Genomic DNA, 22,672 nt, shown 5'->3' on the forward strand with positions numbered 1-22,672 from the left:
CGGCGTCAGCCCTCAAAATCCGACCCTTCATCGCGCAGAATTTCCTTGAGTTCGCGCAGATGCGCCTCGGCGAAACCGGTATAGTCCTCCCATTCGCTGGCGGTTTTCTCGGCCACCTCATCGGGCAGCACCCGCAGCGGTTGGCCGGTTTGTAACGCACGGATATAGGTCTCGGCAGCGCGCTCGAAATAATACATCCGGTGGAAGGCCTCAGCGACGGTTTGACCGATCACCAGCACGCCGTGGTTGCCCATCACCATCGTGGTGTGTTTGGGATCGGCCAAGAGCGCCGCACAGCGCGCGCCCTCCTCGCCCAAAGCCATGCCGCCAAAGCCTTCATCAATCACATGGCGATCAAAGAACATCGCGCTGTTCTGGTCGATGGCGGGCAGGCGCGAATCGGCGAGACCGGCGAGAACGGTGGCATGGATGGAATGCACATGCATCACGCAGCGGGCATGCGGACAGGCGCGGTGGATGGCGCCGTGCAGCGCCCAAGCGGTGGGATCGGGGGCATCGGGACGCTCGAGCGTGGCCGGATCATCGGCGTCCAACTCCAGCAGGTCACGGGCGCTGATCCGCGAGAAATGGCGCCCGTTGGGGTTGATCAGGAACCGCCGCCCGCCCTCGTCAATCGCCAGCGAGAAATGATTGGCGACGGATTCGTGCATGTTCAACCGCGCGGTCCAGCGAAACGCCGCCGCCAGATCGCTACGCGCCTCGGCCAAGGTGTTTTGTAGCATCATGCCCTCCGCTTTCGGTTTGCCCTGCATCCCATGATGGCAGAAATCCGCGCCCTTGCGAGGGGAAACTTTACCGCCCCAATTGCTGCCCGCGCTGCCGCCCTTTGGCCCACCAAAGCCGCAACGCAGCGCCGCGCCTAGGCACCGGCCCCTAAACCCCGCATTTCCCGAGGATTCGACCCTTGACGCCCTGAGCCACGTTCGGTATCTCCCGCCTCAGCGTCGGGCGACGTGCTGCAAGGTGCGGCAGCGGACTGTAACTCCGCCGGGGAGACCCACGCCTGGTTCGATTCCAGGGTCGCCCACCATTTTCCCTTTTGAAAACGGTGTTTTGAATGTGCCAACCGGCGCGCCTAGGGGCGGCGTTTTGGGCATTGGCTCACGCTTGCGCAGCCTTCATGAAGCGGTCGCGGATCACCACCGGGTCCATTGTGATCACAGGCTCTTTGGCGTTGCCGCTGGCGCATTTGCAGATGATCACGGTCATTTCCTGACTGTCCAACGCCTCTTGCAGCACGCGGGCGGTGTCCTCGGCTTGGCATTCGATCACCCCCTCGCAACCGCAGGCCTCGGCGACTTTGGCGAGCGAGGTTTTGCGGCCCGCGTAGGTCGGTTGATCGCCGGTTGAGCCATACGAGCCGTTATCGATCACCAGCAGGATGAAATTCGCCGCCGGATTATTGGCAATCGTCGGCAAGCTACCGAGGTTGGTCAGCACCGAGCCATCGCCGTCAATCGCCACCACCGGTTTGGGCTGCACCAGCGCCAGACCCAGCCCGATTGACGAGGCCAGCCCCATCGTGCCCAGCATATAAAAATTGCTCGGCTGGTCGGCGATGGCGTGGAGTTCTTGGCTGGGGATGCCGATGTTGCAGACCACGAGATGGCCCTTCAGGATCGGCGCGATGTCGCGCAGAATTTGCGAGCGGATCATCTCAATATCCTCCCCAGAATGTGGCGTCGGTCAGCACCGCGACGGGCTTGTTGCACATGAAGGTGTATTTCAGGATCGCGCCCAACTCCTGCGCATCGGCGCGGTGGTGGAAATGATAGGTCGGGATCTGCAGCTGCGCGAGTAACGCCTTGGTATGGATGGCCATTTCCACTTGGCAAGCGATCGGCTCACCGAGTTCGCCGCGGTAGGAAATCAGCATCGGCAGCGGCATGCGGTAGTATTGGATCAGCGTCGCCAGCGTGTTGATGGTGACGCCAAGCGCGGTGTTTTGCATGATGATCGCCGGACGGGTGCCGCCCATGAAGGCACCGGCGCAGAGCCCCATGCCCTCGTCTTCTTTGTTGGCCGGAACATGCAGGATATCGCTGCGGGTCTCGAGTTCGGCGATCACACCGGCCAATTGTTTGCAGGGCACGGTGGTTACGAAACCGATGTCATTCGCCACCAGATCATCGACGATTTGCGTGTGAATATCCACTTGGGCACGTCTCCTTGAATGCGGCGCATGGCGGGTCAGGCGGTGAGAAACTCCGCGTCGATCTCGACCGGAAAATTCACCGAGCGGGCGATGAAACAGGTCTCGTGGATTTTGTGGTGGATCGCGTGGGCCTCGGTCAGATCGGCGCCCTCTTGCAGGGTGATCCGCGGGCGCAGTGTGGCTTTGATAAAACGCGCGGCGCCGCTGCGCTCGAGTTCGCCGGTGCCTTCGGGCGTGTCCTCATAGGCGGTGACGACGATACCCGCGTCCGAGGCGAGATGCAGATACCACAGCATATGACAGGCCGAGAGCGCCGAAAGCAGCAGGTCCTCGGGGTTCATCAGCGTGGGATCACCGCCGAGCAGCGGATCATTGGAGCAGTTGATCACCGGCTTGCCCGGCACCGCAATCTGCCAGGCGCGCTGATAGCCCGTGTAGCTGGCGGTGCCCTGCCCGGTGTTGCCGGTCCAGCGGACATGCGAGGTATAGGCGTGGGTTTTCATCAGGCACCTCCGGTCAAAGCCCTGAATGCCAGACTGGCCGCAATCGCCCACATGATCAAGCCAAAGGCGATCTCGGTGATCACCCAGGCGCGCGGGCGGGCCAGCAGTGGCGCAAGCGCACGGGCGCCGTAGCCGAGGGTGGTGAAGAACACCAAAGACGCCAGTGTTGCCCCGACGCCAAAGCTGGCTTGATGTGGTGCGTATTGCGCCGAAAGCGCGCCCAAAAGCGCCAGCGTATCGAGATAGACATGCGGGTTGAGCCAGGTCAGCGCCAGCGCGGTCAGGGCAACGCGGCGGCTTGAGGCGGGTGTCGAGGCGGCGGCGGTCAGCGCGGCTCCGCCTTGGAAGGCGGCGCGAAACCGCAGCGCGCCATAGGCCAGCAAGAACGCCACCCCGCCCCAGAGCATCAAGGGCATCACCCATGGCGCGCGCTCGGCCACCACCGAGAAACCGGCGACGCCGAGGATGATGAGCACCGCATCCGAGAGCGCGCAGATTGCGACCACCAGCGCGATATGCTCGCGCTTGATCCCCTGACGCAGGACAAAGGCGTTTTGCGCGCCAATCGCTGCGATCAGCGACAGGCCGGAGAGAAATCCTGCGAGAGTGGCTGTGAACATTCAGGCCCCGTGGTTGGCCCCTATGTCTTTGCCAATGAGCCGCCGATGTAAAGCCGCCGCGCGGGGATTTCAGGCGTTTTCCGTGCTGATTTGCGCGTTGGTTTTTGGGGGGGTCTCTTGGGTGGTCTCTTGGGTTTGGGGGTCGGGCAGATTGGCGATCTCGACCATCGCCAGCAGCTGCGCCTGTTCCAGTTGCGAGGCGAGTTCAGGCAGGGCGTTGCGCTGGGAGTATTCCTGTAGGTGGTTAAGCATGGAGATGATCCATTGATGCTGCACGGTTCCGGCTCCTCTGGGGTTCGCCCCTAGGGTAACGCGCGTTTGGTTGAGAAAGGGTTGATTGCGGGGAAGAAAGTGGAAAATTCTCGCGAAGGCGCGCGACGGGGGATCAGGGCGCAGAGGGTCGCGCCCGACCCTGGGTGGGCGCGTGCAGCCTGTCCACAAAGCGCTGCGCTTGAAAGCATTGATGTTGGTCGGGCTGTAGGTGACATCACCGAGGCGCCCTCCCGTGGGGAGGGTCGGGCGCGGCCCGGCGGTGCCGCCGGGCGTGAGGGTTGGTAGGTGCCGCTCAAAAACCGCTCACAGCCAGGCGCAGAGGGACGCGGCCGAGCCTGGGTGGGCGCAGGTGTTCGATGAGCGAGGGGATGCGCTTTGACGAAGTGATGTCGGTCGGGTGGTGGATGACATCGCCAAAGCGCCCTCCCATGGGGAGGGTCGGGCGCGGCCCGGCGGTGCCGCCGGGCGTGAGGGTGGTAGGTGGTGTTCGAGACAATCCGCTTGCAGGAAGGCCGCAGCCCCCTAAAGCACCAAAACCGAAAAGACCGCCCCGAAGGACGGTCTCTCGCAATCTCGCCGAGGGAAATCAGCGATATAAGTTACCGGTGGCTGGCCTCCAGCGCGTCCTCGAAGGTGCGCAAACCGGTCTGCGGGGCCTGCACCAGCACCGCCATATTCCCCGGTTTATGCTGGTTTTTCAGCATCATCATATGCGCCGAGGGGATCTCGTCCCAAGGGAAGACCTCGGACATACAGGGATCAAGCCGCCGCTCGAGCATCAGCCGGTTGGCCGAGGCCGCCTGTTTGAGATGGGCGAAATGCGAGCCCTGCAGGCGCTTTTGATGCATCCACATATAGCGCACGTCAAAGGTGCAGTTGAACCCCGAGGTGCCGGCGCAGATCACCACCATGCCGCCCTTTTTCACCACTAGGGTCGAGACCGGAAAGGTCGCCTCGCCGGGGTGCTCAAAGACCATATCAACGCTGACGCCCTTGCCGGTGATCTCCCAGATCGCCTTGCCGAATTTGCGCGCCTCTTTCAGCCAGTCGTTGTATTCCGGCGTGTTGACCGTCGGCAGTTGCCCCCAGCATTTGAAGTCATTGCGGTTGATCACGCCCTTGGCGCCCATCGACATGACGAAATCGCGCTTGCTTTCGTCCGAGATCACCCCGATCGCATTCGCGCCCGCGGTATTGGCCAGCTGGATCGCATAGGAGCCCAGCCCGCCCGAGGCGCCCCAGACCAGCACATTCTGCCCCGGCTTCAGGTCATGCGGCTCATGGCCGAACAGCATCCGGTAGGCGGTGGCCAGCGTCAGCGTGTAGCAGGCCGATTCCTCCCAAGTCAGGTGCTTGGGCCGCGGCATCAATTGCTGCGCCTGCACACGGGTGAATTGCGCGAAGCTGCCGTCGTGGGTCTCATAGCCCCAGATCCGCTGGCTGGGCGAGAACATCGGATCGCCGCCGTTGCATTCCTCGTCGTCGCCATTGTCCTGATTGCAATGGATCACCACCTCGTCGCCGACCTTCCAGCGGGTGACTTTTTCGCCAACCTTCCAGACGATCCCCGAGGCGTCGGAACCGGCCACGTGATAGGGCTGTTTATGACCGTCAAACGGGCTGATCGGCACGCCGAGACCGGCCCAGACGCCGTTATAATTAACGCCCGCCGCCATCACCAGAACCAGCACCTCGTTGCTGTCGATCTGCCAGGTATCGACGACCTCAACCTCAAAGGATTTATCCGGCTCGCCGTGACGCTCGCGGCGGATTGCCCAGGCATACATCTGCTTGGGCACATGGCCGAGAGGGGGCATTTCGCCGATCTCATAGAGGTCTTTGATCGGGGCGTCGTAGGGGGCGATACCGTCTTGCTCGTCGAGGGCCATGAGTCTCTCCTGAAAGTCTGTTGCCGCATCGCAGAATTAACGCAGCACTTGCAGCATCAATAGAGTCCGTCGCGCAACAATGCAACCCTGATCAGTAAAGGTTTGTAATTTTATGTCTCGATGGCTGGCGGCAATTCGAGATCGGACGGGCCCGAAAGCTGTTGTTCCGTTGGAGTATGCGGTTCACCATCGGTTTCGGTCTCGGGCTCACCGAGCAATTGCAGCACCGAGGCGGCGTAATAGCCCAAAAGCCCCTCCTGCCCCGCGGCGATCTGCAGCGCCCCGCCCTCGCGCTCGAGAATACCGCGCAGAGTCAGCGCCTCGATCCCCAGAGCCAGCGCCGCACGCACGCCGCCGCCCGGCAGATGCATATTGGCGCCCTTGCTGCGCGCCTCGGCGACCAGCGATTCGGCGGTCGCGCCCAGCGCCTCGGGCGTGCCCGCGCCACCGCTGCGCACGATGCTGGCGGCGGCTAAAGGCACCGGCAGCATCGGCACCGAGGCGCGAATGCCGGCCATCAGGGTTTCGGCCAGCGCTTCGGTCGAGGCGCCGGGGTTGGTGGTCATGAAATCGCGCAGCGACACCGGCTCGCCGTAGCAGACGGCGGCAAAGCCAAAGGTCTTGAACCGCCCGCGCAGCTTTTGCCAGATCAACCGCCGCACCCAGCCCGTGGCCTCACCCAGCCGCACCTTGAACCGCCGCGTGCCGGTCTCATGGGCCTGCACCAGCATCCGGTCTTCGAGCACACGGTCGTAATTCAGCGCTACCGGCACAAACACCACGTCGCGTTCGCCCAGCGCATCGAAATCGCGCACGATGTAGTGCAACAGCCCTTTTTTCGCCGGTCCGACCGCGCCGCTCAGGCTCAGCCCGCCCTCGGGGAACATCGCCTGCGTGACGCCCTCCTGCACCGAATTCTGCACATAGCGCGCCAGCACCGCGCGATACAGCGGGTTGGAATAGCGCCGCCGGATGAAATAGGCGCCCATCGCGCGGATCAGCGCCTTCAGCGGCCAGACCCGCGCCCATTCGCCGACCGCATAGGACAGCGCCGAACGGTCGGCGGCCAGCCATGTGACCAGCACGTAATCCATATTCGAGCGGTGGTTCATCACGAAGACCACCGCATTGCGCGAATCGATATCGCGCAGCGTCGCCTGATCGGTGCGCCCCAGATGCACGGTGTAGAAGGCACGGCTCAGCTTGCGCGCCAGCCAGATCGCAAAGCCGAAATAGGCGGCGGTGGAGAACCCCGGAACGATCTCGCGGGCGTAGGAGCGCGCCTTGGCAAAGGCGACCGAGCGCGGCACGCCTTCGGTGCGCGCATAGTCCGCCACCGCCTCCATCACACTGGGATCATAGATCAACCGGATCACATTATCCTGCCGCCGCATCAGACGAAACGGCTGGATCGGACGCTCGAGCCGCTTGTTCAACTCATCGACCGCGCGCTCCATCCGACGGCGGAAAAACCAGCGCACCGAGGGAAAGAGGAAATGCGACGCGAATGCAATCGCCGCGAACAGCAGGATCAGCGTAAGCAGCCAGAACGGGACTTCGACGGGTTCGAACATTGCCTCAGAGTGTCAGGAAGCGGTAGCGGGGTAAATCCTTGACGCGCGCGACTTATTGGCCGGACTCGTGGTTTTTTATCGGCCGGACCCGCTGCTTTCCTGCTCGGCGGCCCATCTGGCCAATTTATCGGCATAGACCAGATAGGAGTTGGCCAGCGCTTCGGTCCGCGAGGGGAATTGGGCCATAGGGCCTCCGATTGTGGAACCGGCGCAAGCCTCGCGCCGCGCAGGGCATGAGGCAAGCCGCGATCTGTCACGCCGCGTTGCAGCGATTTCGGCCTTGACATTATATTACGCCTGCCCGATCAGTTTGCGTAAGAAAGTTGCGCTGCACCTGCATCAAGACGAGAGACCGGAGGCTAGCCCCATGACCAAGCTCGCGACAACCCCGACGCCGACCGACCCCGCGCCCGAGCGTCCGGTCAAAGACAAGCCGTGGCTGTTTCGGACCTATGCCGGGCATTCGACGGCGCAGGCCTCGAATGAGCTTTACCGCAGCAACCTGTCCAAGGGTCAAACCGGCCTCAGCGTCGCTTTCGATCTGCCGACCCAGACCGGCTATGACAGCGATCACGAGCTGGCGCGCGGCGAGGTTGGCAAGGTCGGCGTGCCGATCAGCCATCTGGGCGATATGCGGGCGCTGTTTCAGGATATCCCGCTGGAGCAGATGAACACCTCGATGACGATCAACGCCACCGCGCCGTGGCTGCTGGCGCTGTATATCGCCGCCGCCGAGGAGCAGGGCGCCGATATCAAAGCGCTGCAGGGCACGGTGCAGAATGATATCATCAAGGAATATCTCTCGCGCGGGACCTATATCTGCCCGCCGAAACCCAGCCTGCGGATGATCACCGATGTCGCCGCCTATACCCGCGCGCATCTGCCGAAATGGAACCCGATGAATGTCTGTTCCTACCATCTGCAAGAGGCGGGGGCGACGCCGGAGCAAGAGCTGGCTTTTGCGCTGGCGACGGCCTGTGCGGTGCTGGATGATCTGCAAACCAAGGTGCCTGCCGAACATTTCCCGGCGATGGTCGGGCGGATTTCGTTCTTTGTGAACGCGGGCATCCGCTTCGTCACCGAGATGTGCAAAATGCGCGCCTTTGTCGAGCTTTGGGACGAGATCTGCCTTGAGCGCTACGGTGTCGAGGACGCGCGGTTCCGGCGCTTTCGCTACGGGGTGCAGGTAAATTCCTTGGGGCTGACCGAGCAGCAGCCCGAGAACAACGTCTACCGCATTCTGATTGAGGCGTTGGCCGTCACCCTGTCAAAGAATGCCCGCGCCCGCGCCGTGCAATTGCCCGCATGGAACGAGGCGTTGGGTCTGCCACGCAAATGGGACCAGCAGTGGTCGCTGCGCATGCAGCAGATCCTCGCTTTCGAGAGCGATTTACTGGAATACGGCGATCTGTTTGACGGCAATCCGGTGGTCACCGCCAAGGTCGACGCGCTGAAAGCTGGCGCGCGGGCGGAACTCGATCTGATCGACGGCATGGGCGGCGCGGTGCAGGCGATTGACTATATGAAAGGGCGGCTGGTCGAGGCCAATGCCGAGCGCATCGCGCGGATTGAAAGCGGCGAGACCACGGTGGTCGGGGTCAATAGGTTCACCACCACCGAGCCCTCGCCGCTGACCACCGGCGAAGACACGATCATGGTCTCGGATGCGGATGCCGAACGCGACCAGATCGCGCGGCTGGAGGCCTGGCGCGCGAGCCGTGACGAGGCGGCGGTGCAGGCAGCACTGGCGGAACTGCGCGCGGCGGCAGCCTCGGGGGTCAATGTCATGCCCGCCTCGATCAAAGCCGCGAAAGCCGGAGCGACCACCGGCGAATGGGGGCTGGTGGTGCGCCAGGCCTTCGGCGAATACCGCGCCCCCACCGGCGTTTCACGCAATCCGTCGAACCGCACCGAAGGGCTCGACGAGATCCGCGCCGCGGTGGATGCAGTGAGTTCGCGACTGGGCCGCCGGTTGAAATTCGTCGTCGGCAAACCGGGGCTCGACGGGCATTCCAACGGCGCCGAACAGATCGCCGCCCGCGCCCGCGACTGCGGCATGGATATCCACTATGAGGGAATCCGCCTGACCCCCGCTGATATCGTCGACGCCGCGCTGGAGCAGCACGCGCATGTGGTCGGCCTGTCGATCCTCTCGGGTAGCCATGTGCCACTGGTCAAAGACCTGATGCGCCAGATGCAGGCGGCGGGGCTTGGCGACACGCCGGTGGTGGTCGGCGGCATCATCCCCGAAGAGGACGCCACCAGCCTGCGCGCCATGGGCGTCGCGGCGGTCTATACGCCGAAGGATTTTGAACTCAACCGCATCATGATGGATATCGTCGGGCTGATCGACACGCCGGCCACCGCCGCCGAATAGGCCGGCGCGCTACCGCCAACCGGTGCTGAGGGGCTTTGCCCCTCGGCCTGCGGCCTCACCCAAGGATATTTTCCGACAGATGAGGGGCGCATTTTAATAAAATTGTCGCATCTTTGTGCCGTAAATATCCTGGGGTGAATTTGGCGCAGCCAAAGAGGGGCAAAGCCCCTCAACCGCCATAAAAAACGGGCGCACCCCTGAGGATGCGCCCGATGATTTCAACCGTTCTTCTGTGGTGGCTTAGGCCGCTTGCGAATCCAGCATCGCGGCGCTTTCGCTGCGCGCGATCTCGATCCGGCGCGGTTTCAGCGCTTCGGGGATCTCGCGCTTCAGCTCGATATGCAGCATGCCATCGGCATGTTTCGCGCCATCGATCCGCACATGATCAGCGAGATGGAAGCGCCGCTCGAAGGCGCGGGTGGCGATGCCGCGGTGCAGGTATTTCCGCGCCGCATCCTCGTCTTCAGCCTTGCGGGCCGAGATCACCAAGAGGTTTTCGCGCGCTTCGACCGAGAGTTCATCAGCGGTAAAACCGGCCACGGCGATCGAAATCCGGTAGGCATTCTCGTCAATGCGCTCAATATTATAGGGCGGGTAGCTGGGCTGCACCGTATCGGCGGTGAGCACGCGGTCCATCAGGTCGGCCATCCGGTCAAAACCGACCGAGGAACGAAACAGGGGGGTAGGGTCAAAACTACGCATTTCAGGTCATCCTTGAGTTAAGCGATGTCTATGATCTGCCCGCCGGAGGTCCGGCCGGGCGGTTGCACCGAACCCCATTCGGGCGTCCGGTAATACATAGCTGGGGCGGCAGTGCGCGGCTTTCAAGAGGTCGAAGTACTGCCCAATCAGGGTCGCAGAAACCGCGCCGAACTGCGTGCGCCTTGCGGCAGGCCAGAGGGCGCCGCGCCGCGATCCCCGTCAAGCACCTCCTGCAGCGCGTCGATGCGGCTGCCCAACTGCATGCCCAGCGAGATCGGCCGTCCGGTGCCCTCGGCCCGCGCCGAGATCACCGAGACAATCCGCAGCCGGTCGTTTTGCACGGCAAATACCGGTGCGCCCGAGGAGCCGAAATCAATATCGCAGGAAAACACGCTGACCCCGTTTTGCCGCTGGTCGAGCACCTGACAGGTTTCCTGGATCGAGGGCGCTTCGGCGCGTCCGCGCCCGTAGCTGATCACCGCAACAAACTGGCCCCGCGCGGGCGGCTGTGGCGAGACGTCAAAGGGCCGGATGCCGGTGGTGCGGATCGGGCGGTCAAGTTCAAGGAGGGCGATATCGGTGGGCACATTGCCCATATCCGCCCCCGCCGCAAAGTCGAACCCCGGCCAGATCACCACCCGGCGCACCGCCCTGATCGCCTCGGCCCGCCCGCTGCGCCAGCCCGCCAGAAACTCCAGTTGCGGCGCCGCGATCCTCTGCCCCGTGCGCCGGTCAAACAGGCAATGTGCCGCGGTCAACACGCGGTCGGGCGCGATCAGCGTGCCGGTGCAAAACCCGACGCCATCCATATTGATCCGCCCGACCGCCTCCCAGCCGCGGGCCGCGTCGCGGGTCTGCATCGCCTGCAACCGGCTGTCGGTCTGCGCCTGTAGGGGCAGCGCCAGCAGGGCAAGGATCAGGGGCAGAAGGCGTTTCATCGAGGACCGTTTTGAACATTCATAGAGGCAGGCTGACAGCCCTTTCGGGCAGAAATAGGACGATGTCGGCGCAGGTTGACGGTCATGGCGCGGTCACGTCGCGGGGTCATGGCCTGCGATCACGCCTTTGCCGGTTGTTACACCAGATCACCGGCGTTGCGAAAGCCTGTCGCGCGCCACTCGATGCCACAGCCGTAGGGTGTGTGCTTTGCACGCACGGTCACCGGCACCCGTTAGCGCAGGATCGGCACCTGCGGCACCGCCCGCCTCCCCTCATCATCCAGCGCTGCAGGCCGCGGCCCGCCTGTCGCCCAATCCAGCAATTCCACCGTATGCACCACCGGCACCTCGGTTCCCGAGCCGATCTGCATCATACAGCCGATGTTCCCCGCCGCGATGATATCCGGTGCGTGCGCCTCCAGCGTGGCCAGTTTGCGCGTCTTCAATTCGCCCGAGATCGCCGGTTGCAGCAGGTTATAGGTCCCTGCCGAGCCGCAACACAGATGGCTGTCTTCGGGTTCGACGACTTCGAAACCCGCGCGTTTGAGCAGGTCTTTGGGCAGGGTCTTGATCTGCTGTCCGTGTTGCAGCGAACAGGCCGCGTGATAGGCGACGCGCAGCCCCTTGGGCGCGCCTTTCTCAATGCCCAGCGTGGTCAGCACCTCGGACACGTCGCGCGCCAGCCCCGCGATCTCGGCGGCATCTTCGGCCAGCGGATCATGGCGCAGCATATGGCCGTAATCCTTCACCGTGGTGCCGCAGCCCGAGGTATTGATCACCACCGCATCCAGCCCCGCACCGCGTTTCTCTGCCATCCAGGCGCGGATATTGCGCGAGGCTGATGTGTGGCTGTCCGCGGTTTTGCCCATGTGATGGGTCAGCGCCCCGCAACAGCCCGCCCCCTCGGCCACCACCACCTCGGCGCCGAGGCGCGTGAGCAAGCGGATCGTCGCATCATTGATATCGGTGTTCAGTGCCTTTTGCGCGCAGCCGGTCATCAGCGCCACGCGCATGCGCCGCTCACCCTGCGCCGCGAAGACCTGCGGCGAGTCATTGCGGCTGACCGGCGGGATCTGTTTCGGCGCCATCGCCAGCATCGCCTTGAGCCGCGCATCGGGCATCAAAAACGCAAAGGGCCGTCCCAGTTTCGCCGCCAGAAGCGCCAGCCGGAAGCGCGTCGGATAGGGCAGGATCTGCGCCAGCAGAAAGCGCAGCAACCGCTCGCCGAAGGGGCGCTTATAGGTGCGCTCGATATAGTCGCGCGCGTGATCGACCAGATGCATGTAATGCACGCCCGAGGGGCAGGTGGTCATACAGGCCAGACAGGACAGGCAGCGGTCGATATGTTTGACCGTGCGCGCGTCCGCAGAGCGGCCGGTTTCCAGCATCTCCTTGATCAGGTAAATCCGCCCGCGCGGGCTGTCGAGTTCATCGCCAAGCACCGCATAGGTCGGGCAGGTGGCAGTGCAAAACCCGCAATGGACACAGGCCCGCAAGACCTCGTTCGAGCGCTGGATCGCCGGATCGCTCAGCTGCTCTTGGGTGAAATTCGTCTGCATCGGCTACTCCATCAGCCCGGGGTTGAGGATGCCGCGCGGATCGAAACGCGCGCGCAGACCGGCGGTCAATGCCGCAAGCGCCGCAGGCTCGGGTTGAAAACTGCGCAGGGAGCGGCGCATCGCCTCGGGCGCTTTGACCAGCGTGGCGTGGCCGCCAGAGCGGGCGCAAAACTGCTGCAAATTCTCCAAGAGTGCCGGCCCGTCGGTCTCCGAGGCCGCGATCCACAGCAGGCCACCGCCCCAATCTGCGAGATAGTCATCGCCAGCGCCCACATCCTGCAGGATCACCGGCAGATCACTTGGTTTCATCGACACCCGCACCACCACCTGATGCGGCGCCAAGCGCTCGACATCGCGGATTTGCTGCCACAGGGCCGCTGAGGCGCCCCGATCCTCCTCCAGAGCAACCGTGCCAAATCCGGCCAATAGCGCCGCCAATTCCCGCGCACGATACTGCACCGAGGCGCGCAACCCTTCGACCCGCATATGCACGCCGCGCGCCGGATCATAAGCCGCGCCGGTCACCTCATAGGGCGAGCCCAGTGCCGCCGCCATTGCCTTCACCGCTTGCCCCGCATCGAGCCCCGCGATGGTCAGCACCGTCTCCGCTTCGGGCCGCGGCAGCACTTTCAGCGCCACCTCGCTCAACACGCCAAGCGTGCCATAAGCCCCCGCCATCAGCTTGCTCAGATCATAGCCGGTGACATTCTTCATCACCCGCCCGCCGTTCTTGATCACCTGCCCGCTGCCATCGACAAAGCGCACACCCAGAAGCGCATCGCGGCAAGCGCCCACCGCCGAGACCCGCCGCGGGCCCGAGACATTCGCCGCCACCACGCCGCCGATCGTCGGCACGCCGAAACTGCCCAAAAGCACGCGGTGATCCATCGGCTCGAAGGCCAGCATCTGCCCTTCCGCCGCCAGCGCCGCCTCGATCTCCTCCAGCGGCGTGCCGGCGGCTGCGACCAGCGTCAAAGCGCCCGGCTCATAGAGCGAAATCCCGCTGATCCCCGCGAGTGACAGCAGCTCTCCGGGCACCACCCGCCCGATCCCCCGCGTGCCGCCACCGCAGATGCGCAGCGGCCCGGCAGCGCCGCGCACCGCCTCGGCCAGTTCCGCCTCAGTCCTTGGCTGCATCACCACTTGCGCCCCTCATCTGTCCAAAAATATCCACGGGGGTCCCAAGGGGGCGCGTGCGCCCCTTTGGCCGCGGGTGGGGCGGCCCCATCGGTGCGAGCGGCCCCTCGACGGGGCCCGAGCACCGCCCCCTCACCCCGCCGGTCATGCCGCGCGCCGTGTGGCACTGGCATCAAGCGGGAACACTTTTGCCGGATTGAGCAGCCACGACGGATCAAACACATCCTTGACCCGCATCTGCGCTTCCAGATCGGCGGTAGAGAATTGCGCATGCATCAGGTCGCGCTTTTCGATGCCAACCCCGTGTTCGCCGGTCAGACAGCCGCCGACCTCGACGCAGAGCTTGAGAATATCCGCGCCGAAAGCCTCGCAAAGCTCCAGATCGCCGGGTTTATTGGCGTCAAACAGGATCAGCGGGTGCATATTGCCGTCGCCCGCGTGGAAGACATTCGCCACATCCAGCCCGTAGTCCTTGGACATCTCGCCGATCCGGCGCAGCACATAGGGCAGTTCCGAGACCGGAATCGTGCCGTCGAGACACATATAGTCATTGATCTGCCCCATCGCGCCAAAAGCGGATTTGCGGCCCAGCCAGATTTTCGCGCTTTCCTCGGCGGATTTGCTTTCACGAAATTCCACCGGATCATGGCGCAGGGCAATCTCGCGGATCAGCGCCAGCTGGGTGTCGATCTCGGCGTCTGCGCCCTCGACCTCGACGATCAACAGCGCCTCGCAATCGGGATAGCCGGCTTTGGCAAAAGCCTCGGTGGCACGGATGCAGGGGCGGTCCATGAATTCGATCGCCACCGGCAGGATGCCCGCTTTGATGATGTCCGAGACGCAGGCCCCCGCGACCTCGTTGCTGTCAAAGCCGATCAACACCGGCCGTGCGCCTTCGGGCATCGGCAGGATGCGCAGCGTCGCCTCGGTGACCACGCCCAATTGCCCCTCGGAACCGCAAATCACGCCCAACAGATCCAGCCCGCCCGCGTCCATATGGGCGCCGCCGATCTTGACCACTGTGCCATCCATCAACACCATGGTCACGCCCAGCAGATTGTTGGTGGTGACGCCGTATTTCAGGCAATGCGCGCCGCCCGAATTCATCGCGATATTACCGGCAATCGCGCAGGCCAACTGGCTGGAGGGGTCGGGGGCATAGAAAAACCCGTCGGCCTCGACCGCGCCGGTGACGCTGAGATTGGTGCGGCCGGTTTGCACGCGGATAAAGCGGTTGTCGTAATCGGTCTCGAGCACATCGCGCAGCCGCGCCACGCCCAAAATCACGCTGTCGGCGGTGGGCAAAGCGCCCCCGGCCAGCGAGGTGCCCGAGCCGCGCGGCACCACCGGCACGCCCTCGGCGTGGCAGATTTTCAGCACCGCCGCGACCTCTTCGGTGGTGCGCGGCAGCACCGCAGCGAGCGGCGGGCAGCGGTAGGCGGTCAGACCGTCGCACTCATAGGCGCGGGTGGCGGTCGGATCGTCGATCACCGCGTCCTCGGGCAGCACTTTGCGCAATAGCGCGACAATCCGTGCTTTGCGCGCCAGAACGCCCGGATTTGGCACCGGCATTTCCATGGCTTTCCCCTCTTCCACCCCATTTTGGTAAAAAAATATAACCAATTTTGGCGGTGAGTCTAGGGATCTGTCCAGGATTGATCGTGATTGCCGGGAAATCGCGCGGCGTCGGGCGGATCAGCGCTTGCGGCGGTGATAGGTCAGCGCGGAATGCAGGCACTGCGCCAAGGCGTCGCGGGGGAAATCCGCGCTGGCCATGTCGCCGTGCGGGACAATCAACGCGCGGTTCTTGTCGAAGGTAAACACGCCTTCAAACTGGCTGCGGAAGCTCTCGACAAGGCTGGTCTGGCAGTTGAACAGCACAGCGCAGCACTCCGGCGCGGATTTCACCGTGCCCAGCCGGATCGTGCTGCCGCTGTGGCTCGCCTCGGTCAGATAGGCGGGTTCGCCCCATTTGAGGGTCTCGGTCAGCGGCCCGACATTCTCGGACCCGGCGGCCACCTCGAAGATCAGCGCGCGGATCGCGGCGAAGGTGGCCTGCAGCTCCACCGGATAGCGCGCGAAAGCGGCGGCAACGGTTTGCGACGGAGCGGGCGCAACCATTTAGCGCCGCGCCTCGCGCAGCCATGCGCCCAGAAACAGCCCCGCGCCGAGCAGCAGCCAGAGCCACGCAGGCAGGAGCGGGGTCAGGCGCAGATCGGTGGTCACATAGGCCTCGCGCGGGGTGATCCCCAGCCAGCCGCGCCCGAAAGCTTGGCGACCGGCCTCAACCGCGCGCAGGGTGGGCAAGCCGTTGGCCACCGTCGCGACACCGCCGCGCGTGGCAGCCAGCAGCGGCGCCAGAGGGGCGCTATCGCCGACCACACGCTCATATTCGCGCGGGTTGGCGGTGCCGAGGATCGCCACCGTGTCCAACTCGCCCGCGTGCAACCGGTAGAGCCCCGGCTCATCGCCCTGCCACGCGGCGGTGAAGCGACCCGGCGCGGTCTCGGTCAGGTCGAGCGTCGCGGTGCTGGCGTCGGGGCGGGTGATCACCACGCTATGCGGCCCGTCCAAGAGCGAGCGGCGGGTGACATTCAGGGTCAGCCCCTCGCCCTCGGCAATCAGTGCTTCTTCTTCCAGATCGGGCTCAGCCATCATCCAATGCGCCAGCCGCCGCAAGAGTTCCGCCTGCGGGCCGCCGCCCTCGAAACCGCGATCCCAGAGCCACGCCTGATCCGAGGCCAGCATCGCAATGCGTCCGTCGCCGACGCGGTCCTGCACCAGCAAGGGGCGGTCGTTGATGCCCAGCATCGTCACCTCGCCCGAGGTTGGCGTCAGGTCGATCTGGCGCAGCCAGCGGCCCCAACCGGGCAAGCCCTCGGCGGTTTCGGGCCAATCGGCGGCGAGACCGGCGGTGACCGGATGGCGGGCGCCGGTGTCGGAGAGATGCGGCGTGAACGGCTGCTCGAAGACCCGCGCGGTCGGCTCGGCGGGCATGATGAAGCCAAGCGGCGAATGATAGATCGATTCGGCGCTGGCCAGTTCCGGCCCGCCGACGATCAACAGCGCGCCGCCCTCGGTGACATAGCGCTGGATGTTCTGGAAATAGGAATTCGGCAGGATCCCGCGCCGCCGGTAGCGGTCGAAAATAATCAGGTCGAATTCGTCGATTTTCTCGATGAACAATTCGCGGGTCGGGAAGGCGATCAGCGAGAGTTCATTGACCGGCACCCCGTCTTGCCGGTCTGGCGGACGCAGGATGGTGAAATGCACGAGATCCACGGCGGGGTCTGATTTCAACAGGTTACGCCATGTGCGCTGGCCGGTATGCGGCTCGCCGGAGACCAGAAGCACGCGCAGCCGGTCGCGGATGCCGTTGATCTGCACCACCGCGGAATTGTTGCGCTCGGTCAGCTCGCCCGCGGCGGGATCAAGGGTGAAATGCAGCACATTGAGGCCGCCGCGCTCGAGCGTCAGGGCCAGTTCCATATCCTGCCCGACCGGCGCCGAGGCGTATTGCATGCCCTCGCCGTTGAGCGCGAAACCGATGCGCACCGGCAGGCCGCGCAGGGCCTCGGGCACCGCGCCCTCGTCCTCGATGCGCACGGTCAGCATCACCGTCTCGCCGAGGATGCCGTAGGCGGGGGCGTTGCGCACGATCAGGCGGCGGTCCCAGTCGTCCGCCGCGCCGGTTTGCAGCAGATGCACAGGGGCGGGAACTTCGGCGCTGACTTGGTCATGGCTGAGCCCGTCCGAGACGATGAACACCCCGGCCAACCGGTCGCGCGGCACGTCCGAGAGCGCCTCATCCAGCGCCGTGTTGATCCGCGAGCCGCCGTTGTCGGGGGCGTCGGGCACGGCGATGCGGCGCTCGAGCACGCCCATCCGCGCGAGTTCTTCTTGCAGATGCGTGGTTGCGGTCTCGGTTTGCGCGCTGCGTCCGGCCAGCCGGTTCGAGCCGGTCTCGTCGCTGAGGATTAAGGCGATATCGGGCAGGGTCTCGCGGTCCTCGGATTGCAGCGAGGGGTTGGCCAGCGCCAGCACGATCAGCGCCAGCCCCAGCGCCCGCAATCCCCAGCCCGCCAGCCTGCGCCAGAGCGCCAGTGTTGTGATCACAAAGGCCAGCGCGGCGACCACCGCGACCACGGGCCAGCCGAGCAGCGGATCAAAGAGGATATAGTCGCCGATCATTGACCCAGCCTTTCCAACAGCGCCGGCACATGCACCTGATCGGATTTATAATTGCCCGAGAGCACATGCATGATCAGATTGATGCCAAACCGCAGCGCCATTTCGCGTTGCCGCTCGCCAGTGGTGCCGCGTCCGACCGGCAGCAGGGGCATGCCGGTCTCGTCCACCGCCCAAGCCGAGGCCCAGTCATTGCTGCCCACAACCACCGGCGTCACCCCGTCGTTGAGGTTGCGAAACGGCATGCCCTCGGCGCGTTCGGCCCCCGGCGGTGCGGCCTCGACCCAGAGCGTGCCGCCCCGGTAGCGGCCCGGAAAATCGGCCAGCAGATAGAAGGTGCGGGTGAGCACATGGTCGGCGGGCACAGGTTCCAGCGGCGGGATATCGAGACCGGCGGCGATGCGCTGCAAGCGGCGTCCGGCGGGGGTGGTGCCGCCGGTGAGCCGCGAGATTTCGGCATCGCGGGTGTCAAAGAGGATCATCCCGCCCGAGCGCAGATAGCGGTTGAGCCGCGCGTAGGCGTCAGAGCTGAGGATCGGGCTGGTCTCGATCACCGGCCAGTAGAGGAAAGGGTAAAGCGCCAGTTCGTCGCGCTCGATATCCACGGTCATCGGCGCGGCGGGCTCGACCGAGGAGCGCAGGAACAAGGCTTGCGACAGGCCCTGCAGGCCGGCCAGCGCGGTGGCGTCGACCTGCGCGTCACCGCTGGCGACGGTGGCCAGCACCACGGATTCGGTGGCCTCGAGAATGCGCGGCGAGACCTCTTGCGCCTGTGCGAGTTGCGGTGTGGTGCCTGCCAGCCCCAGCGCCACGGCGACGCCCGCCGCGCGCAACAGCCGTCCGCCCAGCGCCAAAGTGGCCAGCGCATCAAGCATCATCAGCGCCGCCGCCAACGCCAAGAGATAGCCCGCGAGCGGCAGTTCGGGCTGGGCGAAGCCGCTCTCGATGGGCGTGCCTGCGGGCCAGTCGGCGAGGGTCAATTGGGTCTGCGCGTTGGTGGCATTCACCGCCAAGCGGAAGGCGGCACCGGCGTAGAGGCCCGGCGGCAGATCGGCGTTCGGCGGCGTGGTCCCTGCGAGCACCGGCGCCAGCGCCTCGCCGCTGACGGCAGCGCGGTCATCGGCGCGGTGCAACAGGCCGAAACCGTCGAGGAGTTCCTCGGGTTGCCATGTGGTGCCGGATAATTCGCGCGCTTGCGGCAAGCTGCCACGGGTCGAAACCGCCAGCCGGTCGAGCATCTCGACGAACAGGCCCGAGAGCGGCAGGTTCGACCATTCGGCATTGGCGGTGACATGGAACAAGACCACCTGCCCCGCCCCGCGCGACACCCGCGTGACCAGAGGCGTGCCATCGGCCAGCGCGGCAATGGTGCGCGCGGCGAGGTCCGGCCCCGGCTCGGCCAGCACCTGCGCGCGGATGCCGACATCACCCGGCACCGGCAGGCCGGTAAAGGGCGAATCGTCAGGAAACGGCGCCAAAGAGCGCGGATCGCCCCAGCTCATCGCGCCGCCCACCGTGCGGCCACCGGCGCGCAGGGGCACCGGCAACAGCGGGTCTTCGCCGCGCGTCGCCACGCTGCCCGCCGCGGCATTGAGCCCCGCGCCCGCCAGCCGTGGTCCGGCAAAGCGCAGCAGCAGCCCGCCCTCATTGAGCCACTCGGTGACGGCCTCGACCTCGGCTTCGGTCATGCCGGGTTGGTCGGCAAGCACCAGCACATCGGGACCGGCGAGCAGCAGATCATCGAGGCTGGCGGATTCAATGACATCGGCGCTATCGGCCAGCGCTTCGCGGATGTAGTGCAGCGGCGAGAGCAGCGCCAAAGCCTCGGAATTGGCGCGCACGGTCAAAAGGGCGACCTTGCGGCGGCGCAGACTGTCGTCGGCAAGGCTGATCGCACCGGCGCCGCGCTGGCCCGCGACCTGAAACCTTGTGATACGGTTGCGCAATTCGGGCGGCAGGGTGAATTCGATATCGACGGCGCGCTCACCGGCGGCGAAGGCGACGGGTTGGCGCGCAAGATCCCGCTCGATGCCCGCGGGATCGCGGCCGATGGCCAAAAGGGTCAGGTCTTGCGCGGGGCCTTGGCTGCGGCGCAGGGTCAGGCTGACGGTATCGCCGCTGAAACTGGCGGGGGCGAGGGCGAGGACCGGCGTGGCGGGCTCGAAGACCTGCAGCGGGCCGAGGTCGGACAGAGCGGCGAGCAGCGCGCCGCGGCTGTCGCGGGCGAGGCCGTCGGAAATCCAGAGTGTTTCGATGCCTTCGGGCAGGGCGTCGAGCCAGTCTGTCGCGGCTTGCGGGGCGAAGGCGCGCGGGGTCAGGCCGGGGAGGCGTTCGCGCCAATGCTCCGGCGCGCGGAATTCCACCGCGCCCACCGGCGGTGCGGTCAGGGCCACCACCGCCACCGGACGCGCGGCCTGCTGCGCGACATCAAGCGCGCGGCTGACCCGCTCGATCCGGCGCGGCCAGTCGCGGGCGCTGGCCCAGCTGGCATCCATCACCACCAAGAGCGGCCCCTGCCCCGGCACCACCCGCTGCGGGTTCAACACCGGCCCGGCCAGCGCCAGTATCAGCGCCGCCAATGCGCCCACACGCAACGCCAAGAGCCACCACGGGGTGCGCTGGCTCTCGGGGTCACGCTCACGCAGGCCCAACAAAAGCGCGATACCGGGGAAGCGGCGGCGCACCGGTGCGGGGGGCACGGCGCGCAGCAGCCACCAGAGGATCGGCAGCGCGGCCAGCGCGAACAGCAAGACCGGCGCGGTGAAGCCAAGGGCACCGAAGCTCAGCATCAGCGGCCCCCCGCGCCCAGCGCGTGATAGAGCCAAAGGAGCCCTTCGGCGGCAGGCCGGTCGCTGTGCAGCGTGGTGCTGTGCCAGCCCGATTGCCGTGCGAGCAGGGCCAGCCGGTCCTTGCGGGCGCTCAGCCGCGCCTGATAATCGCCGCGCAGATCCGCCGCGCGCAGGGTCTCGTAGTTCAGATGCCCCGACATGCTTTCAAACCGGGTGCGCCCGTCAAAGGGGAAATCCTCTTCGACCGGATCAAGGATCTGCACCAATATCCCGCGCATCGAGCGGGCGGCGGCGACATCAAGGGCGGCCTCGACGTGATCGAGATCGCCGAGGAAATCAGAGAATAGCACCACATGCCCGCCCGCTGGTGCAGAGTGCAGATCGAGCGCGCCGTGTTCGCCCTCGGGCTGCGCCTCTTTGGTCAGCGCATAGGCGAGCAATTCCGCCTGACCGCGACCGGCGCGCGCCGGTAGACCGGCACCGGCAAGGCCGACACGCTCGCCGCCGCGCAGCAGCACCAGCGCCAATGCCATCGCCAAGAGCGAGGCGCGGGCGGCTTTGCTGTCGCGGGATTTATCGCCGGAAAACTGCATCGCCGCGCCGCTATCGACCCAGAGCGTCACCGCGCGGGCCGCCTGCCATTCGGTCTCGCGGACAAACAGATCGTCGCCGCGCGCCGAGCGCCGCCAGTCGATGCGTGTGGCCGCATCCCCGGGCGCCGAGGGGCGGAATTGCCAGAACTCCGCACCCGGCCCGATGCGTCGCCGCCCATGCGCGCCGGGCAGCATCGAATTCGCCAGATGCTCGGCAGCGACCATCAGGGGCGGCAAGGCCCCCGAGAGCGCTTCGGCGTGGCGACGCAGGAGTGGAGCGGCGGGTTGGCTCACGCAGCGGCACCGAGACGGCCGGTGACGCGGTCGGTGATCCGGTCGATCACCGTGCCAAGGCTCTCGCCCCGCGCCCGCGCCGCAAAGCTGAGCGCCATACGGTGGATCAGCACCGGGCGGGCGAGCGCGGCGACATCCTCGACCGAGGGGGCGAGACGACCCTGCAACAAGGCGCGTGCGCGCACCGCCAGCATCAGGGCTTGCGCCGCGCGCGGCCCCGGCCCCCAAGCGAGACTGTCGCCCAAGGTCGGGTCGGCGTCGGGCAGACCCGGACGGCAGGCGCGCACCAGATCAAGGATCGCGGCGACGGTGCTGTCGCCCACCGGCATCCGGCGGATCAGCGCCTGTGCCTCGATCAGATCAGCGGCGGTGAACACCTGAGATGCCGCGCCCTCGCTGGTGCCGGTGGTGGCGAGGAGGATCTCGCGCTCGGTGTCGCGGTCGGGATAGCCGACGTCGATCTGCACCAGAAAGCGGTCAAGCTGCGCCTCGGGGAGCGGATAGGTGCCCTCTTGCTCGATCGGGTTTTGCGTGGCCAGCACATGAAAGGGCGCGCCGAGCGGGCGGTGCTGTCCGGCGATGGTGACCTCGTGTTCCTGCATTGCCTGCAGCAGCGCCGATTGGGTGCGCGGGCTGGCGCGGTTGATCTCATCGGCCATCAAGAGTTGGCAGAACACCGGCCCCTCGATAAAGCGGAATTCGCGGCGGCCATCGGCGGCGGTTTCCAGCACCTCGGAGCCGAGGATATCGGCGGGCATCAGATCCGGGGTGAACTGGATGCGGTTCGAGCCCAGCCCCATCACCGTGGCCAATGTGTCCACCAGCCGGGTTTTGCCCAAGCCCGGCAGGCCGACGAGCAGCGCGTGGCCGCCAGATAAGAGCGCCATCAGGGTCAGATCGACAACCTCTTCCTGCCCGATGAACCGCGGTTCAATGGCCGCGCGGGCCTCGGTTAACCGCGCGCTCAGCGCTTCGATCGCGGGAACCAAATTGTCGGTCATCGGCGGAAACCTCCGGTAGGTGTTGGGTGGCTACCTGCGGGCAGCACGGGTTTTCTGCG

General features: G+C 65.6%; 19 protein-coding genes and 1 tRNA gene. 2 read left to right on the forward strand and 18 right to left on the reverse strand.

Translation table 11 applies throughout. The annotated features are described in order from the left end of the window. Nucleotides 1–5: 5 nt before the first annotated feature. Nucleotides 6–743 carry a class II aldolase and adducin N-terminal domain-containing protein gene (locus DDE20_RS09135; protein WP_240607950.1) on the reverse strand — a complete coding sequence of 246 codons (738 nt, stop codon included), beginning with the start codon at nt 741–743 and terminating at the stop codon, nt 6–8. Between the two features lie 224 nt (nt 744–967). Here DDE20_RS09135 and DDE20_RS09140 point away from each other — a divergent pair. Beyond that, nucleotides 968–1,051, forward strand: a tRNA-Tyr gene (locus tag DDE20_RS09140). Nucleotides 1,052–1,122: 71 nt separating this feature from the next. Here the strand turns inward: DDE20_RS09140 and comE are convergent. From comE to DDE20_RS09175, 7 genes are all read right to left on the reverse strand, one after another. After that, nucleotides 1,123–1,677, reverse strand: a complete 555-nt coding sequence (gene comE, locus DDE20_RS09145) for a sulfopyruvate decarboxylase subunit beta (protein WP_116558172.1) — start codon at nt 1,675–1,677, stop codon at nt 1,123–1,125. 1 nt (nt 1,678) lies between these two features. Next, complete coding sequence (locus DDE20_RS09150) at nt 1,679–2,176, reverse strand: sulfopyruvate decarboxylase subunit alpha (protein ID WP_116558173.1); 498 nt, start codon at nt 2,174–2,176, stop codon at nt 1,679–1,681. 35 nt (nt 2,177–2,211) lie between these two features. Then, complete coding sequence (locus DDE20_RS09155) at nt 2,212–2,679, reverse strand: OsmC family protein (protein WP_205961644.1); 468 nt, start codon at nt 2,677–2,679, stop codon at nt 2,212–2,214. Then, nucleotides 2,679–3,299, reverse strand: a complete 621-nt coding sequence (locus tag DDE20_RS09160; protein WP_116558174.1) for a LysE/ArgO family amino acid transporter — start codon at nt 3,297–3,299, stop codon at nt 2,679–2,681. The genes DDE20_RS09155 and DDE20_RS09160 overlap by 1 nt, the downstream gene beginning before the upstream one ends. 69 nt (nt 3,300–3,368) lie before the next feature. Beyond that, nucleotides 3,369–3,551, reverse strand: a complete 183-nt coding sequence (locus tag DDE20_RS09165; protein ID WP_133240332.1) for a hypothetical protein — start codon at nt 3,549–3,551, stop codon at nt 3,369–3,371. A 620-nt stretch (nt 3,552–4,171) separates the two neighbouring features. Continuing rightward, the gene (ccrA, locus tag DDE20_RS09170) at nt 4,172–5,461 is read right to left on the reverse strand and encodes a crotonyl-CoA carboxylase/reductase (RefSeq protein WP_116558176.1); all 1,290 of its coding nucleotides are present in this window, start codon (nt 5,459–5,461) and stop codon (nt 4,172–4,174) included. Nucleotides 5,462–5,571: 110 nt separating this feature from the next. Next, entirely contained in the window at nt 5,572–7,035 is a 1,464-nt protein-coding gene (locus tag DDE20_RS09175; RefSeq protein WP_116558177.1) for a 1-acyl-sn-glycerol-3-phosphate acyltransferase, read from the reverse strand. A gap of 367 nt (nt 7,036–7,402) precedes the next feature. Here DDE20_RS09175 and DDE20_RS09180 point away from each other — a divergent pair, with 367 nt between their 5' ends. Then, nucleotides 7,403–9,412, forward strand: coding sequence for a protein meaA (locus DDE20_RS09180; protein WP_116558178.1), 2,010 nt, complete (start codon nt 7,403–7,405; stop codon nt 9,410–9,412). Nucleotides 9,413–9,652: 240 nt separating this feature from the next. On the opposite strand, the gene DDE20_RS09185 is transcribed toward DDE20_RS09180, so the two are convergent. The 10 genes from DDE20_RS09185 to DDE20_RS09230 form a co-directional block, all read right to left on the reverse strand. Beyond that, nucleotides 9,653–10,114, reverse strand: a complete 462-nt coding sequence (locus DDE20_RS09185; RefSeq protein ID WP_116558179.1) for an Hsp20 family protein — start codon at nt 10,112–10,114, stop codon at nt 9,653–9,655. Between the two features lie 146 nt (nt 10,115–10,260). Beyond that, nucleotides 10,261–11,052, reverse strand: a complete 792-nt coding sequence (locus DDE20_RS09190; protein ID WP_116558180.1) for a trypsin-like serine peptidase — start codon at nt 11,050–11,052, stop codon at nt 10,261–10,263. Between the two features lie 233 nt (nt 11,053–11,285). Beyond that, nucleotides 11,286–12,611 carry a glycolate oxidase subunit GlcF gene (glcF, locus tag DDE20_RS09195; protein ID WP_116558181.1) on the reverse strand — a complete coding sequence of 442 codons (1,326 nt, stop codon included), beginning with the start codon at nt 12,609–12,611 and terminating at the stop codon, nt 11,286–11,288. Between the two features lie 3 nt (nt 12,612–12,614). Then, a complete protein-coding gene (locus tag DDE20_RS09200) occupies nt 12,615–13,748 on the reverse strand; it encodes an FAD-binding protein (RefSeq protein WP_116558366.1) in 1,134 nt (377 codons plus the stop codon). Between the two features lie 144 nt (nt 13,749–13,892). Then, on the reverse strand, nt 13,893–15,326 hold the full coding sequence (locus DDE20_RS09205; RefSeq protein WP_116558182.1) for an FAD-linked oxidase C-terminal domain-containing protein: 1,434 nt from the start codon (nt 15,324–15,326) through the stop codon (nt 13,893–13,895). Nucleotides 15,327–15,443: 117 nt separating this feature from the next. Next, nucleotides 15,444–15,869, reverse strand: a complete 426-nt coding sequence (locus DDE20_RS09210) for a DUF1801 domain-containing protein (RefSeq protein ID WP_116558183.1) — start codon at nt 15,867–15,869, stop codon at nt 15,444–15,446. Further along, the gene (locus tag DDE20_RS09215) at nt 15,870–17,939 is read right to left on the reverse strand and encodes a hypothetical protein (RefSeq protein ID WP_116558184.1); all 2,070 of its coding nucleotides are present in this window, start codon (nt 17,937–17,939) and stop codon (nt 15,870–15,872) included. It lies immediately after the preceding gene. Beyond that, nucleotides 17,936–20,725, reverse strand: a complete 2,790-nt coding sequence (locus DDE20_RS09220; RefSeq protein WP_116558185.1) for a DUF4159 domain-containing protein — start codon at nt 20,723–20,725, stop codon at nt 17,936–17,938. The genes DDE20_RS09215 and DDE20_RS09220 overlap by 4 nt, the downstream gene beginning before the upstream one ends. Then, a complete protein-coding gene (locus DDE20_RS09225; RefSeq protein WP_240607951.1) occupies nt 20,725–21,612 on the reverse strand; it encodes a DUF58 domain-containing protein in 888 nt (295 codons plus the stop codon). Before DDE20_RS09225 ends, DDE20_RS09220 begins: the two co-directional genes overlap by 1 nt. Then, nucleotides 21,609–22,613: an AAA family ATPase gene (locus DDE20_RS09230; protein WP_116558187.1), complete on the reverse strand. Its 1,005-nt coding sequence runs from the start codon at nt 22,611–22,613 to the stop codon at nt 21,609–21,611. The genes DDE20_RS09225 and DDE20_RS09230 overlap by 4 nt, the downstream gene beginning before the upstream one ends. Nucleotides 22,614–22,672: the final 59 nt, after the last annotated feature.

It is taken from the genome of Pararhodobacter oceanensis (assembly GCF_003076755.1).
GTDB lineage: Bacteria > Pseudomonadota > Alphaproteobacteria > Rhodobacterales > Rhodobacteraceae > Pararhodobacter > Pararhodobacter oceanensis.